Genomic DNA, 14,160 nt, shown 5'->3' on the forward strand with positions numbered 1-14,160 from the left:
TCACGCTCCCTTCGTGCGGCGTTCGGTGGGCTGGGTCACCCGGTCCAGGACCAGGCCGAGGCAGACGATCGCCGCGCCGGCCACCAGACCGGTCGCCAGGTCGCCCTGGGCGAGGCCGAAGGCCACGTTGTAGCCGAGGGCGCCGCCGCCGACCAGGCCGCCGATGATGACGACGGCGAGGACCAGGACCACGCCCTGGTTGACGGCGAGCAGCAGTGACCGGCGGGCGAGCGGGAGCTGCACCTGCCAGAGCTGCTGGCGGCCGGTGGCGCCGAGCGAGCGGGCCGACTCCAGCGCGGCCGGGTCGACCTGGCGCAGGCCCTGCGTGGTGATCCGGACGACGGCCGGCAGGGCGTAGACGACGGCCGCGGCGACGGCCGGGGCGCGGCCGACGCCGAACAGGGCGACGACCGGGATCAGGTACACGAACTGCGGCATCGTCTGGAACACGTCCAGGACGGGGCGCAGGGCCTGCTCGAAGCGGTCGCTGCGGGCGGCGGCGATACCGGTGGCGAAACCGAGCACGAGGGTGACGGCGACGGCCGCGAGGACCTGCGAGAGGGTGTCCAGGGACGGCTCCCACACGCCGAGCACGCCGATCGCGGCCATCGCGAGGACGGCGGTCAGCGCGGTGCGCCAGGTGCCGATCACCCAGGCCAGCGCGGCCACGATCAGCAGCACCGACCACCAGGGCAGCCACTGCAGGCCGCTGCGGAGGGGGTCGAGGACCCAGGTGGTGAAGTGTCCGGCCCAGTCGGCGGTGCCGCCGACGTAGGGCACGCCGGAGTAGAGGTGGGCGGTCATCCAGTCGACGGCGCGGTTGACCGGTGCGGCGATGTCGAAGGTCCAGGCGTCGGGCCAGTCGAGGCGGCCCAGGAACCGGGCGGCCAGCGCGACGGCCACGGTGGCGGCCAGCGCGTAGAGCCATGCGATCGAGCGCGAGCGGGTGGTGCCGTCACCGGCAGCGCAGGTGACCCGGTCCAGGATGACGGCCAGCAGCACGATCGGGATGCCGGCCGCCAGGGCCGCGCCCACGTCGACGGAGGCGAGCGCCTGGTAGACGCGGTCACCGAGGCCGCCGGCGCCGATGACGGAGGCGATGACCGCCATGGACAGCGCCATCATGATCGTCTGGTTGAGGCCGAGGAGGAGTTCCTTGCGGGCCAGCGGGATACGGGCGGTCATCAGCCGCTGGCGGGACGTGGCGCCGAGTGACTCCACCGCCTCCAGCACCTCGGGGTCGGCGCCGCGCAGGCCGAGGGAGGTGAGCCGGGCCATGGGCGGGGCCGCGTAGACGACGGTGGCGAGGACGGCCGCCGGGACGCCGATGCCGAAGACCAGGACGACGGGGAGCAGGTAGGCGAAGGCCGGCAGCACCTGCATGGTGTCCAGGACCGGGCGCAGGGCGCGGTCCAGCCGGTCGGAGAGCCCGGCGCCGAGGCCCAGCAGGAAGCCGACGGCCACGGAGACCAGGACGGCGACCACCATCAGCGCGAGGGTCTGCATGGTCGGCTCCCACATGCCCAGCACACCGCAGGCGAGGAACGCGACGGCCGTGCCGAGTGCGAGCCGGACGCCCGCGACCCGCCAGGCGACGAGCGCGCCGAACGCCGTGACTCCGGCCCAGCCCGCGGCGAGCAGGGTGAGGTACACGGCGCGTACGGAGATCACGACCGCGTTGCTGATGTAGCCGAAGAAGTACAGGAACAGCGGGTGGCTGTCCCGGTTGTTGATGACCCAGTCGCTGGCGTCGGCGAGCGGCTTGGACACGTCGACGGTCAGCGCGTGCGGCCATGCGGCGTGCGGCCAGCGGGCGGCGGCGAGGGGCACGAGGACCACCGCGGCCAGGGCGAGCAGGAGGAGTTTGCGGGTGGCGCGGTGCTTGAGGATGCCGGGGAGCGCGAGTCGGGGGGCGCTCGCGGTGACGGTTGCCATCACACGACCTCCGCGCCGGCGCCGGCCGGGGGCGCTTCCCGGCGGCGCTGGGGCAGGGCCCGCCGGACGGTCGCCGCCTGCGCGGCGGCGCTGCTGTCCGGGGCCGTGCCGTTGCCGGCCACGATCCCGAGCAGTGCGTCCGAGTCCACCACGCCGATGCACCGGCCCTTGTCCACCACGCACACGGGCCTGCCGTCCGCCGCGACGACCTTGATCGCGTCGGCGACGACCGTGTCCGGCCGGAGCGCGCCCGGGTGGTCCGGGCCGCCGCAGTCGCCGGGGCGCATGGCCTTGCGGACGGTCAGGACCTGTTCGCGCGGGACGTCCCGGACGAACTCGCGGACGTAGTCGTCGGCCGGGGAGCCGACGATCTCCTCCGGGGTGCCGAGCTGCACCACGCGGCCGTCGCGCATGAGGGCGATGCGGTCGCCGAGCTTGAGAGCCTCGCTGAGGTCGTGGGTGATGAAGACCATCGTGCGGCCCTCCTCGTGGTGCAGCCGGATCACCTCTTCCTGCATGTCGCGGCGGATCAGCGGGTCGAGGGCGCTGAACGGCTCGTCGAAGAGCAGCACCTCGGGGTCCACGGCGAGCGCGCGGGCGAGTCCGACGCGCTGGCGCTGACCGCCGGAGAGCTCGGCGGGGCGGCGCTTCTCCATGCCCTTCAGGCCGACCTTGTCGACGACCTCCTTGGCCCGTGCGCGGCGCTCGGAGCGGCCTACGCCCTGGATCTCCAGGCCGTAGGCGACGTTGTCGAGGACGGTGCGGTGCGGGAGCAGACCGAAGTGCTGGAAGACCATGGCGGCGCGGTGGCGGCGCAGTTCGCGCAGCCGGCCGCGGTCCATGGCGCGGACGTCCTCGCCGTCGATGGCGATGGTGCCCGCGGTGGGTTCGATCAGCCGGGTCAGACAGCGCACCAGCGTGGACTTGCCGGAGCCGGACAGGCCCATGACGACGAAGACCTCGCCCTTGCGGACGTCGAAGGAGACGTCGCGGACGGCCGCGGTGCAGCCGGTGCGGGAGCGCAGTTCGGCGGGCTGGAGATCGGTCAGTTCGGGGTCGGCGGGGACGCGGTCGGCCTTCGGGCCGAACACCTTCCACAGGCCGTCCACGGCGAAGACGGGGGCGGTGTCCTCGGTGTCGGCGGTGGGCGGCTTGCGGGTGGCGGGCGTGATGGTCATCGCAGACCACCTCCGATCAGGTCGACGGCTTTCTCACCGACCATCAGCACCCCGATCATGGGGTTGACGGCGGTCATGGTCGGGAACACGGACGCGTCGGCGACACGGATGCCGTCGAGGCCGCGAATCTTCAACTCGGGGTCGACGACTGCGTGTTCGTCGTCGACGGCACCCATCCGGCAGGTGCCCGCCGGGTGGTAGACGGTGTGCGCGACCTTGCGCGCGTACTCGCTGATCTCGGCGTCACCGGTGACGTCCGGGCCCGGGCACACCTCGCGCTTCAGCCAGCCCGCGAGCGGTTCGGTCTTCGCGATCTCACGGGCGATGCGGATGCCGTCGACGAGGGTGCGGGCGTCGTAGTCGTCCTCGTCGGTGAAGTAGCGGAAGTCCAGGGCGGGTTTGACCGACGGGTCGGCGCTGGTCAGGTAGAGCCGGCCGCGGCTCTTCGGCTTGGGGATGTTCGGGGTCATCGAGACGCCGTACTGCGGACGTTCGTAGCCCAGCCGTTCCGGATTGTCCGTGAAGGGGACCTGGTAGAAGTGGAACATCAGGTCCGGGCCCGCGTGTTCGGGATCGCGGCGCACGAACAGGCCCGCGTCGGAGTCCATCGCGGAGTTCTCGGGGATGGGTCCGTTCGTCTCCCAGACGATCACCGACTCGGGGTGGTCGAGCAGGTTCTCGCCGACGCCCGGCAGGTCGTGGACGACCGGTATGCCGAGCCGCTCCAGGTCGGCCTTGGGGCCGATGCCGGAGTGCAGCAGCAGACGGGGCGAGTCGACCGCGCCGGCGCACAGCAGGACCTCGGTGCGGGCGCGTACGAGGATCTCCTCGCCGTCCTTGGTGCGCACGTGCACGCCCTCGGCGCGGGTGCCGTTCAGCTCCAGCTTGTACGCCCAGGTCTCCAGCAGGATCGTCAGGTTGGGGCGCTCGTCCATCACCGGGTGCAGGTAGGCCACCGAGGCGCTGGAACGCTTGTTGTCCTCGGGGTGGTAGGCGAGGTCGAAGAATCCGACGCCCTCGGTGAAAGGCCTGCGGTTGAACCCTTCGACCCTGGGTACTCCGAGTGCGGACTGGGCGGCGTCGACGAAGTCGCGGGCGATGGCGTTCCGGTCCTTCTCGTCGACCGGGACGATGTTGTTGAGGAGACGTGCGTAGTAGGCCTCCATGGGGACGGCGCCCCAGCCCTTGGCGCCGGCGGCCTCCCACTCGTCCCAGTCGGAGGGCAGGGGCTTGAAGGCGATGAGGGTGTTGTGGGAGGAGCAGCCGCCGAGGACGCGGGCGCGGCTGTGCCGGATGTGGGAATTGCCGCGTGGCTGCTCGGTGGTGGGGTAGTCGTAGTCGAGTTCGCCGCCGAGCAGGCCCATCCAGCGGCGCAGGGTGAGGACGTCGTCGCGGCCTACGTCGCTGGGGCCGCCCTCGATGACGGCGACGGTGACGTCCGGGTTCTCGGTGAGGCGTGAGGCTATGACGGAGCCTGCCGTGCCGCCGCCGATCACGACGTAGTCGTAGACGTGGGGACTGTCGGACATGGGGGTGCTCACTCCTGGTGGGACGCTCGGGGGGAGTCGGGGACGGGGGGATCTGGGGGTGCGCGGGTGCCGTGGGTCTGCGTGCGGTCGGGGTCGCGGGGGCCCGGCGGGGGGAAAGCGGGAGGTCAGCCCGCGAACCAGCGCACCGGCCGGGGTGCCAGGTTCTGGTAGATGTGCTTGGTCTCGCGGTACTCGGCGAGTCCGGCGGGGCCCAGTTCGCGTCCCACGCCGCTCTTGCCGAAGCCGCCCCACTCCGCCTGCGGCAGATAGGGGTGGAAGTCGTTGATCCAGACGGTGCCGTGCCGCAGCCGTCCGGCGACGCGCCGGGCGCGGCCCGCGTCGGCGGTCCAGACGGCGCCCGCGAGGCCGTACTCGGTGTCGTTGGCGAGGTAGACGGCCTCGTCCTCGGTGCGGAAGGTCTCGACGGTGAGGACCGGGCCGAAGACCTCCTCCCGGACGACCTTCATCTCGCGGTGACAGCGGTCGAGGACGGTCGGCTCGTAGAAGTACCCGGACTCGGGCCGGATGTCGTCGGGCCGGGGCCGCTTGCCGCCGGAGCGCAGCACCGCGCCCTCGGAGAGGGCGGATTCGACGTACGCCTCGACCTTGGCGCGCTGCTGCTCGGAGACAAGGGGGCCGCACTCCACGCCGTCCTCGGTGCCCCGGCCGAGGCGGATCTTCTCGGCGCGGCGGGCGAGTTCGGCGACGAAGCGGTCGCGGACGGACTCCTCGACGATGAGCCGGCCGCCCGCCGAGCAGACCTGGCCGCTGTGGATGAAGGCGGCGTTGAGGGCCTGGTCGACGGCCGTGTCGAAGCCCTCGTCGGTGGCGCAGGCGTCGGCGAAGACGACGTTGGGGTTCTTGCCGCCGAGTTCGAGGGCGACCTTCTTGACGGTGGGGGCGGCGGCCTGGGCGACCTTGGTGCCGCTGACCAGACCGCCGGTGAAGGAGACCAGGTCGACGTCGGGGTGCTCGGCGAGGCGGGCGCCGACGGTGTGGCCGGGGCCGGTGACGATGTTGGCCACACCGGCCGGGAGCCCGGCCTCCACCAGCAGTTCGATCAGGGCGATGGTGGTCAGCGGGGTTATCTCGCTGGGCTTGATCACGAAGGTGTTGCCGGCCGCGAGCGCCGGGGCGACCTTCCAGCTCGCCTGCAGGAGGGGGTAGTTCCAGGGGGTGATCAGCGCGCAGACCCCGACGGGCTCGTGCACGACGACGCTGTGGATGTCGGGCGAGCCGGCGTCGACGACCCGGCCGGGGGCCTCGCCGGCCACCAGGTCGGCGAAGTAGCGGAAGGCGTCGGCGACGCAGTCGATGTCGACGCGGCCCTCCTCGACGGTCTTGCCCGCGTCCCGGCTCTCCAGCAGGCCGAGTTCCTCGCGGTCGCGCACGAGCAGGTCGGCCACCCGGCGCAGCAGGGCCGCGCGTTCGGTGACCGGTGTACGCGGCCACTCCCCCTCGTCGAAGGCGCGGCGGGCCGCGGCCACCGCCGCTTCCGCGTCCTTCTCGTCACCCTCCGCGACCACGGCGAAGGGCTGCGCGTCCGCGGGGTCGAGGATCTCGCGGGTCGCGCCGGAGACCGCTTCCAGCCATTCGCCGCCGGCGTGGATGGTCGCCCGCGCCTGTTGTACGGCTCTCTTCGCCATGTTCGCTGTTGCCTTCCGTTCCTGTTCAGCTCCCGTGTGTCACACAGGTGTCACTCTCGGGGACCGTGTCCGCCTGCCCGGACCTCCGGATTGCATGCGCAATCGGTGGCCGAAAGTGCGCCGCGTCACTTGAGTTGTGGGCAAAACGGGAAAAAAGGAAGATCGGGAAGGGTGTTGGGAGGTGTCAGGAAGAGTGTTGGCGGGTGTCAGAAGCCGGCCGGCGGGTCCTCCCCCACCCGTCCGTCGACCGACTCGCGGATCAGGTCGGCGTGACCGAGGTGGCGGGCGTACTCCTCGATCATGTCGGTCAGCAGACGGCGCAGCAGGGGCGACTCACCGCTACGGGTGGTGTACGCGGCCACATGACCGGCGCCGCCCTCGGCGACCGCCTCCCGGACGTGCGCCCGGGACCGCCCCACCGCGTCCCGCCAGAGCCCGTACAACTGCTCGGGGGTGTCGGAGGCGGCGGAGCGCCACTCCCAGTCCGGGTCGGCGTCCCAGTCCACCGTGTCCCACGGCGCCGGCAGCTCCCGCCCCAGCAGCCGCCGGGTGAGGTACTCGTCCTCGACCAGGGCCAGGTGCTTGAGCAGCCCCCCGAGGGTCATCGAGGAGGGCGGGAGTCTCGTGGCGAGGCCGGCCGCGTCCAGGCCTTCGCACTTCCAGGCGAACGTCCTGCGCTGGCGCTCCAGTGCGCCGGTCAGGGTGTCGATCTCGTTGCCCGCGACCGGGGGCTCGTGCGGAACCGATGCGTTGGGCTCGTGCGGAACCGATGCGTTGTCCATGGCGGTCACGCTACGGTCGGTTCCGGACGATCGGCTGCCGGAATACGGCCCGGGTACGAGGGGTCTTCGATGGCGCACGACGAGAGCCCCACCGCCCGCGCGCTCCTCGCCCTGGAGCTCCTCCAGAGCAGCCCCGGCATCACCGCCATCCGTCTCGCCGAACGCCTCCGGGTCTCCGAGCGGGCCGCCCGCCGGTACGTCGGCATCTTGCGGGAGGCCGGGATCCCGGTGGAGTCGGTGCGGGGCCCGCACGGCGGCTACCGGGTGGGCCGGGGGCTCAGACTGCCGCCACTGATGTTCACCGCGGACGAGGCGCTCGGCCTGGTCATGGCGGTGCTCGACGGGCACCACGACGCGGCGGACCCGGCCGCGCCGGCGGGCGCCGCACTGGGCAAGATCCTGCGGGTGCTCCCGGAACCGGTCGCCCGGCCCGTCGCTGCGGTCCGCACGGTGGCCACCCGGGGCGGCGCCCCCCACACCACGGCCCCCGACCCCGCCACCACGGCCGCCCTCGTCCAGTCCTGCGCGGACCGGCGCCGTCTGCGGCTCGGGTACCGCCGGGGCACGGACGGGGTGCGGGAGATGGAGGTGGACCCGTGGGCGGTGGTGGTCCACCACGGCCGCTGGTACCTGCTGTGCCGGCTCCACGCATTGGACGCCCGGCGGGTCCTGCGAGTGGACCGGATCACCGAAGTCACCCCCCTGGACGCCCTCTTCACCCCGCCGGACGGTCTGGACCCGCTGCGGGCACTGGAGGAGCACCTGTCCCAGGGCTGGAAGCACGAGGTGGAGGTGGTCGTCGAGGCCCCCGCCGACCAGGTCTCCCGCTGGCTGCCGCGCAGCCTCGGCCGTCTGGAGCCGCTCGACGCGCACACCACCCGGCTGCTGGCCACGACCGACGAACCCGACTGGTACGTCCGGCAGTTGACCGCACTGCGGGCACCGTTCCGTGTCATCGGATCGCGGGAACTGCGGGAAGCGGCCCGCGAGTTCGGGCAGCGGCTGCTCGACGCCGCGGGGAACCGGGGCGGGTGACCTGCCGGAGCCGTCACAGGGGCCCCGGGGCCGTGGGGAGGTCCGGGCATGGTCCGTCAGCGACGTCGGCGGGCGTTGAGCCGGGCGGCCTGGCGCGTCAGGTGCCGGCGCTCGGCGAGGTTGGACGCCTTGTGGGCCGCCTCGGCGTACAGCCGTGCCGCCGTCACCAGGTCACCGTCGCGCTCGTGGAGGTAGGCCGCCACCGCTGCGTGGCGGGGCAGTGACTCGTCCAGCGCCGCGAGTGCCGCCAGCCCGGCCCGCGGCCCGTCGGCCTCGCCGACGGCCACCGCGCGGTTGAGCCGGACGACGGGGTTGTCGGTCAGCCGCGAGAGCTCGTCGTACCACTCGACGATCTGCACCCAGTCGGTCTCCTCGGCGGTGGGCGCGTCGGCGTGGAGGGCCGCGATGGCGGCCTGGGCCTGGAACTCGCCCAGCCGGTCGCGGGCGAGGGCCGCCTGCAGGATCGCGACGCCCTCGGAGATGGCGTCGGTGTCCCACCGGCCGCGGTCCTGCTCGGCGAGCGGTACCAGGCTGCCGTCGGGCGCGGTCCGGGTGGCACGCCGGGCATGGTGGAGCAGCATGAGGGCGAGCAGCCCCGCCACCTCGGGGTGGTCGATGGCGGCCGCGAGCTGCCGGGTGAGCCGGATGGCCTCGGCGGCGAGGTCGACGTCGCCGGAGTAGCCCTCGTTGAAGACCAGGTAGAGGACACGGAGAGCGGTGGCGACGTCGCCGGGCCGGTCGAACCGCACACCGGAGACCGTGCGCTTGGCCCGGCTGATCCGCTGCGCCATGGTCGCCTCGGGCACCAGGTAGGCCTGGGCGATCTGGCGGGTGGTGAGCCCGCCGACGGCGCGCAGGGTGAGCGCGACCGCGGACGACGGCGTCAGCGACGGGTGGGCGCACAGGAAGTAGAGCTGGAGCGTGTCGTCCACCGCGGTCCCGGGCCCGGGCGCCGGTTCCCGGTAGACGAGGTCCTCGCGCCGGCGGCGGGCGGCGTCCGCCCGGGCCTGGTCGAGGAACCTGCGCCAGGCCACGGTGACCAGCCAGCCCTTCGCGTCCCGCGGCGGGTCGGCGGGCCAGACGCGGACCGCCTCGGCCAGCGCGTCCTGCACGGCGTCCTCGGCCGCCGCGAAGTCGGCTCCGCGGCGGACGAGAACGGCGAGCACGCTCGGGGTGAGGCTGCGCAGCAGGGCCTCGTTCATCAATGAGGGCACTCCGTGACGGCGGGCGTCGCGGTCAGGAACGGGCGCACCTCCAGCCACTCGTGGATCGGCTTCCCCCCCGCCCCGGGGGCGGCCGACAGTTCCCCGGCCAGCTCTACGGCGCGCTCGTAGCTGTCGACGTCGATCACCATCCAGCCGGCGATGAGGTCCTTGGTCTCGGCGAACGGGCCGTCGGTGACCGGCGGGCGCCCCTCACCGTCGTACCTGACCCACGCCCCCTCGGGCGCGAGCGCCTGACCGCCGACGAACTCGCCGGTCTTCTCCAGCCGGGCCGCGAAGTCGTTCATGTACTGCACGTGCGCCGAGATCTCCTCCGGCGTCCACTGGTCCATGGGCACGTCGTTGACCGCTGCCGGAGCGCCGCGGTAGTGCTTGAGCAGGAGGTACTTGGCCATGTGGTTCTCCTCGGTGCCGGTACGACCCATTGTGGTCGCGTTCACCCCGGGGACGGAGCCGGTCACGGGTTCTCGACATCGCCGTCCAAGATTTTTTTCCGGCTCTCCCGGATGCAGGCTGGAACGGGCGCGGGCCCTCTTCCGGAGGAACCGGAAGAGGGCCCGTACGGGAAGGCGCGTGGCTCAGATGAGGCCGAGGCCGCGGACCGCCTCGCGCTCCTCCTCGAGCTCCTTGACGGAGGCGTCGATACGGGCGCGGGAGAACTCGTTGATGTCCAGGCCCTGGACGATCTCGTACTTGCCGTCCTTGGTGGTGACGGGGAAGGAGGAGATCAGGCCCTCGGGGACGCCGTAGGAGCCGTCCGACGGGATGCCCATGGAGGTCCAGTCGCCCTCCGCGGTGCCGTTGACCCAGGTGTGGACGTGGTCGATGGCGGCGTTGGCGGCGGAGGCGGCCGACGAGGCGCCACGGGCCTCGATGATCGCGGCACCGCGCTTGGCGACGGTCGGGATGAAGTCCTCGGCCAGCCACTTCTCGTCGTTCACGACCTCGGCGGCGTTCTTGCCGGCGACCGTGGCGTGGAAGATGTCCGGGTACTGGGTGGCGGAGTGGTTGCCCCAGATGGTCAGGCGCCTGATGTCGGCGACCGTGGTGCCCGTCTTCTTCGCGAGCTGGGTCAGCGCGCGGTTGTGGTCGAGGCGGGTCATCGCGGTGAAACGCTCCGCCGGTACGTCCGGGGCGGCGGCCTGCGCGATCAGCGCGTTGGTGTTGGCGGGGTTGCCGACGACCAGGACCTTGATGTCGTCGGCGGCGTGGTCGTTGATGGCCTTGCCCTGCGGCTTGAAGATGCCGCCGTTGGCCTCGAGGAGGTCACCGCGCTCCATGCCCTTGGTGCGGGGCCGGGCGCCGACGAGCAGAGCCACGTTGGTGCCGTCGAAGGCCACGTTCGGGTCGTCCGTGATGTCGATGCCCTGCAGGAGCGGGAACGCGCAGTCGTCCAGCTCCATCGCCGTGCCCTCGGCGGCCTTCAGCGCCGGGGTGATCTCCAGCAGACGCAGGCGGACCGGCACGTCCGCGCCGAGCAGCTGGCCGGAGGCGATGCGGAAGAGCAGGGCGTAACCGATCTGGCCGGCCGCGCCGGTGACGGTGACGTTCACGGGAGTGCGGGTCATGGCGTTCTCCGTATGACAGCTGGCGGTGGGGCGTCCCTGCCCCGGGTGGGACGTGCAAATGATCGATCTCTTGGTATCAAGAGAGATCAGCGGTCAGGCTATCGCGCATCCGGGACGGCGAACGTCCGGGGCTCGTGTGGCCCACCCCACAGGTCACCGTGCCGCGTTCGGGCCGCCGTCGGGTGCAACCGAAAAGGCGGCCGCCTGTCCGGGAGAGGAGGAACAGAGACGGCCGCCGATCGGGGGACCGTGTCCGAACTCCCGTGGGGGTACCGTCCGCCTGCCCAGGATTCCGGCGTCCATGCGTGCCGGCCCCGAATGATTTCGCGCCGCTGCCGACGCCCCCTACTTCGTGCACGCTCGCCGCCCCGAGGCGAGCGTCACGCAGGCCTTCACCCCGGCCGCGTCCCGCACGGCCAGCATCGGCGTGTAGGCGATCGTGTCCCCGTCCCGTGTGACGGCCCCGGTCTCCTTCCGCGCCCCGGCGCTCACCCGCACCGCGTCCCCCTGCGCGGCCCCGGTGATCCGCCCCCACGCCGTCCGGCAGGTCCCGCTGTAGCGGACCTCGACGACGGTGCCGCCGACGGTGGCGGTCCTGACGGTGGTGACGTGCTCGCCGCTGCAGCCCATGCTCTCCGCGTCCTTGCCGGCGCAGTCGGCGCCGGCGCACCGCACATCCGCCGGCTGGTGGCGTTCGGCGGTGACCGACGGGGCGGACGGGGCGGAAGGGCCGGCCGCGTCCCCGGCCTCCACGTGGGCGCCGGTGCCGGCGAGGAGGACGACGGCCGCGATGACGACGAGTACGGTGCCGGCGCCCGCGAGGAACGTCGTCAGCCGCCGCCTGGCCTCCGCGGGGCCGTGGCCGTCGGGTCGCCGTGGACGGTCACCGTTGTCCACCCCGTACGGGCCCGGTGCCGCCCTGCCGGTGGAGGGGCGCCCGCTCCCGGCCGCTTCCCTCGCGTCCGCGTCCGGCGCCGTCGGCTGCGGCGGGATCGTGGGCGACACTCCCGCGGGGCCCGCGATGCCCGGGAGCACGGTCGCGCCACGGACACGGGCCGCGGTGCCGTCGCCGCCCGCGCTCGTATGCGCCACGGTCGTGCCCAGGTCGCCGAGCGCGGCTCGCGCCCGGGAGATCAGGGCCGTCTCCATGGTCATGTCGTGGCGCATCTCCGCACGGCTCCAGGCGCGCTCGGCCAGCTCCCACATGGTGGTCAGATGATCGGGATCGGCGCCGGTGACCTCGGCGAGGGCGACGATCGCGCCCTTCGGCGCGAGGAGCCGGCCGCCCAGGTAACGCTCCCAGGACGTCTTGCTGTAGCCCGTGCGGTCGGCCAGCGCCGCGATGCTCAGTCCGCTGCGGTCCACGAGCCGCCGCAACTGCCCGGCGAACTCCTTCACCTGCGGATCGAGCTCGTCCGGCAAGGCTTTCCAACGAGGCATCGCGGTTCCCCCTCTTCCCCGGTCGGTGCCGTTCGTCCCGCGTCGCCCCACGGACGCGGGCCCCCTCCAGTCCCCGTTCTGGCTACCCACGGGAATGCGAAGCCCCCGGAACCCGGTCCCCGGGCCGGGGGCGCACGGATGCATCGGTCCGTCACGGCGCACCGTCGTACGCCCGGGCTGCACCCTGGTCGGTGTCCTGGTCGGCGTCCTAGTTGGTGAGGGTGAAGTGCAGCGTGTCCTTCAGGAAGGGGATCTCCAGCAACGGCTTGGGCTGGGCCATCAGCGCCAGGAGGACGATCGCCAGGCCGAGCACGCCGTAGGTGACTATGTCGGTGAAGCGGGAGCGGACCGCCAGCATGCCGACGCCGGGCAGGACCCAGCGCAGTACGGCGCCCACGAGCAGGGCCGAGCCGGCCAGCAGCATGCCGAGCCGGAACGCGTCGAACGCGGTCACCAGCAGTCCGACGGCGACCACCGAGAGCACGAGGAGCATCGGCCACTGCCGGGCGGGCGCCGGGGCGTCCCGGGGGGCGGCCCGGCCGCCGCCCTCGGGTCGCGCGGTGTCCCGGGTGAACAGGGGGAATCGGCGCGTGACCCGTTTGGGGTGCCCCTCGGCGTCGGGCGCGCTGATCGCGTCCCGGACGGTCGGCTCCGCGCCATCGACGCTGTCGGGTGCGCCGTGGGTGTCCTGCGTGTCCTGGGTGTCCTGCGTGTCCTGCGTGTCGTGGGTGTCCTCAGCCGGCACTGCGCTCCGCCGCCTCGACCACGTTGACGAGCAGCTGGGCACGGGTCATCGGGCCGACGCCGCCCGGGTTCGGGGAGATCCAGGCGGCCACCTCGGCGACCCCGGGGTGCACATCGCCGACGATCTTCCCCTCGGCGTTGCGGGAGACGCCGACGTCGAGGACGGCCGCGCCCGGCTTGACGTCCTCCGGCCGGATCAGATGGCCCACTCCGGCGGCCGCGATGACGATGTCCGCCCGCCTCAGGTGCGCCGACAGGTCACGGGTGCCCGTGTGGCACTGGGTCACCGTGGCGTTCTCGCTGCGCCGGGTGAGCAGCAGCGGCATCGGGCGGCCGATGGTCACACCGCGGCCGACGACCACGACCTCGGCGCCCTTGATCTCCACGCCGTGGCGGCGCAGCAGGGTGAGGATGCCGTTGGGGGTGCAGGGCAGCGGGGCCGGCTCGTTGAGTACGAGACGCCCGAGGTTCATCGGGTGCAGTCCGTCCGCGTCCTTGCCCGGGTCCATCAGCTCCAGGATGCGGTTCTCGTCGATGCCCTTGGGCAGCGGCAGCTGGACGATGTAGCCGGTGCACGCCGGGTCCTCGTTCAGCTCCCGGACGACCGCCTCGATCTCCGACTGCGTTGCCGTGCCCGGCAGTTCGCGCTGGATCGAGGCGATGCCGACCTGGGCGCAGTCCCGGTGCTTGCCGGCGACGTACTTCTGGCTGCCGGGGTCGTCCCCGACCAGGATCGTGCCGAGGCCGGGCGTGACGCCCTTCTCCTTCAGCGCCGCCACGCGGGCGGTCAGCTCGGACTTGATCTCGGCTGCGGTGGCCTTGCCATCGAGAATCTGGGCGGTCATGACCCCATCCTCGCGGATGACCGCCACCCTGTTCCAATCCGGGGGCCCCGGGTACGGCTCCGGTCACCTCCGCCCATGTCCGACCTTGATCGACGATGTTGCACTTGCACAACACATCGCGAATGCGGCTGGACAAGTAAGAGTCCGCTAAAGAACGATGAGTACACAGTGCCGCGGGCAGTACCGGGGGGACGGACCGCATCTGTAGAAACTCTCCTCCGAACCGTGCCGCGCG

General features: G+C 72.6%; 12 protein-coding genes. 1 reads left to right on the top strand and 11 read right to left on the bottom strand.

The features are described from left to right. The 5 genes from ACFYZQ_RS21525 to ACFYZQ_RS21545 form a co-directional block, all read right to left on the bottom strand. A complete protein-coding gene (locus ACFYZQ_RS21525; RefSeq protein WP_389149974.1) occupies positions 1–1,935 on the bottom strand; it encodes an ABC transporter permease in 1,935 nt (644 codons plus the stop codon). Then, positions 1,935–3,113 carry a glycine betaine/L-proline ABC transporter ATP-binding protein gene (locus tag ACFYZQ_RS21530; RefSeq protein WP_389149977.1) on the bottom strand — a complete coding sequence of 393 codons (1,179 nt, stop codon included), beginning with the start codon at positions 3,111–3,113 and terminating at the stop codon, positions 1,935–1,937. The genes ACFYZQ_RS21525 and ACFYZQ_RS21530 overlap by 1 nt, the downstream gene beginning before the upstream one ends. After that, on the bottom strand, positions 3,110–4,642 hold the full coding sequence (locus ACFYZQ_RS21535; RefSeq protein WP_389149980.1) for a GMC family oxidoreductase: 1,533 nt from the start codon (positions 4,640–4,642) through the stop codon (positions 3,110–3,112). The genes ACFYZQ_RS21530 and ACFYZQ_RS21535 overlap by 4 nt, the downstream gene beginning before the upstream one ends. A gap of 125 nt (positions 4,643–4,767) precedes the next feature. Continuing rightward, a complete protein-coding gene (locus ACFYZQ_RS21540; RefSeq protein ID WP_389149983.1) occupies positions 4,768–6,288 on the bottom strand; it encodes an aldehyde dehydrogenase family protein in 1,521 nt (506 codons plus the stop codon). A 206-nt stretch (positions 6,289–6,494) separates the two neighbouring features. Next, positions 6,495–7,070 carry a DinB family protein gene (locus tag ACFYZQ_RS21545; RefSeq protein WP_389149986.1) on the bottom strand — a complete coding sequence of 192 codons (576 nt, stop codon included), beginning with the start codon at positions 7,068–7,070 and terminating at the stop codon, positions 6,495–6,497. 69 nt (positions 7,071–7,139) lie between these two features. Here ACFYZQ_RS21545 and ACFYZQ_RS21550 point away from each other — a divergent pair, with 69 nt between their 5' ends. Beyond that, positions 7,140–8,105 (top strand): helix-turn-helix transcriptional regulator, encoded by a 966-nt coding sequence (locus tag ACFYZQ_RS21550; protein ID WP_389149988.1) that lies wholly within the window; start codon positions 7,140–7,142, stop codon positions 8,103–8,105. A gap of 56 nt (positions 8,106–8,161) precedes the next feature. Here the strand turns inward: ACFYZQ_RS21550 and ACFYZQ_RS21555 are convergent, their stop codons facing one another. The 6 genes from ACFYZQ_RS21555 to ACFYZQ_RS21580 form a co-directional block, all read right to left on the bottom strand. After that, complete coding sequence (locus ACFYZQ_RS21555) at positions 8,162–9,307, bottom strand: RNA polymerase sigma factor (protein ID WP_389149991.1); 1,146 nt, start codon at positions 9,305–9,307, stop codon at positions 8,162–8,164. Further along, a complete protein-coding gene (locus ACFYZQ_RS21560) occupies positions 9,307–9,723 on the bottom strand; it encodes a YciI family protein (protein ID WP_389149994.1) in 417 nt (138 codons plus the stop codon). Before ACFYZQ_RS21560 ends, ACFYZQ_RS21555 begins: the two co-directional genes overlap by 1 nt. A 183-nt stretch (positions 9,724–9,906) precedes the next feature. After that, a complete protein-coding gene (locus ACFYZQ_RS21565; protein WP_389149997.1) occupies positions 9,907–10,896 on the bottom strand; it encodes a malate dehydrogenase in 990 nt (329 codons plus the stop codon). Positions 10,897–11,241: 345 nt separating this feature from the next. Then, the gene (locus ACFYZQ_RS21570) at positions 11,242–12,336 is read right to left on the bottom strand and encodes a helix-turn-helix domain-containing protein (protein ID WP_389150000.1); all 1,095 of its coding nucleotides are present in this window, start codon (positions 12,334–12,336) and stop codon (positions 11,242–11,244) included. Between the two features lie 208 nt (positions 12,337–12,544). After that, on the bottom strand, positions 12,545–12,967 hold the full coding sequence (locus ACFYZQ_RS21575) for a DUF3017 domain-containing protein (RefSeq protein WP_389150417.1): 423 nt from the start codon (positions 12,965–12,967) through the stop codon (positions 12,545–12,547). A gap of 103 nt (positions 12,968–13,070) precedes the next feature. Continuing rightward, positions 13,071–13,925 (bottom strand): bifunctional methylenetetrahydrofolate dehydrogenase/methenyltetrahydrofolate cyclohydrolase, encoded by an 855-nt coding sequence (locus tag ACFYZQ_RS21580; RefSeq protein ID WP_388791748.1) that lies wholly within the window; start codon positions 13,923–13,925, stop codon positions 13,071–13,073. Positions 13,926–14,160: the final 235 nt, after the last annotated feature.

The organism is Streptomyces sp. NPDC001843 (assembly GCF_042891955.1).
Taxonomy (GTDB): domain Bacteria; phylum Actinomycetota; class Actinomycetes; order Streptomycetales; family Streptomycetaceae; genus Streptomyces.

Bases quoted from the DNA above. Each gene is read 5' to 3' on its own strand.
- ACFYZQ_RS21540 (WP_389149983.1), bottom strand. From the start codon at position 6,288: ATGGCGAAGAGAGCCGTACAACAGGCGCGGGCGACCATCCACGCCGGC.
- ACFYZQ_RS21530 (WP_389149977.1), bottom strand. From the start codon at position 3,113: ATGACCATCACGCCCGCCACCCGCAAGCCGCCCACCGCCGACACCGAG.
- ACFYZQ_RS21535 (WP_389149980.1), bottom strand. From the start codon at position 4,642: ATGTCCGACAGTCCCCACGTCTACGACTACGTCGTGATCGGCGGCGGC.
- ACFYZQ_RS21550 (WP_389149988.1), top strand. From the start codon at position 7,140: ATGGCGCACGACGAGAGCCCCACCGCCCGCGCGCTCCTCGCCCTGGAG.
- ACFYZQ_RS21560 (WP_389149994.1), bottom strand. From the start codon at position 9,723: ATGGCCAAGTACCTCCTGCTCAAGCACTACCGCGGCGCTCCGGCAGCG.
- ACFYZQ_RS21525 (WP_389149974.1), bottom strand. From the start codon at position 1,935: ATGGCAACCGTCACCGCGAGCGCCCCCCGACTCGCGCTCCCCGGCATC.
- ACFYZQ_RS21580 (WP_388791748.1), bottom strand. From the start codon at position 13,925: ATGACCGCCCAGATTCTCGATGGCAAGGCCACCGCAGCCGAGATCAAG.
- ACFYZQ_RS21565 (WP_389149997.1), bottom strand. From the start codon at position 10,896: ATGACCCGCACTCCCGTGAACGTCACCGTCACCGGCGCGGCCGGCCAG.
- ACFYZQ_RS21570 (WP_389150000.1), bottom strand. From the start codon at position 12,336: ATGCCTCGTTGGAAAGCCTTGCCGGACGAGCTCGATCCGCAGGTGAAG.
- ACFYZQ_RS21555 (WP_389149991.1), bottom strand. From the start codon at position 9,307: ATGAACGAGGCCCTGCTGCGCAGCCTCACCCCGAGCGTGCTCGCCGTT.
- ACFYZQ_RS21545 (WP_389149986.1), bottom strand. From the start codon at position 7,070: ATGGACAACGCATCGGTTCCGCACGAGCCCAACGCATCGGTTCCGCAC.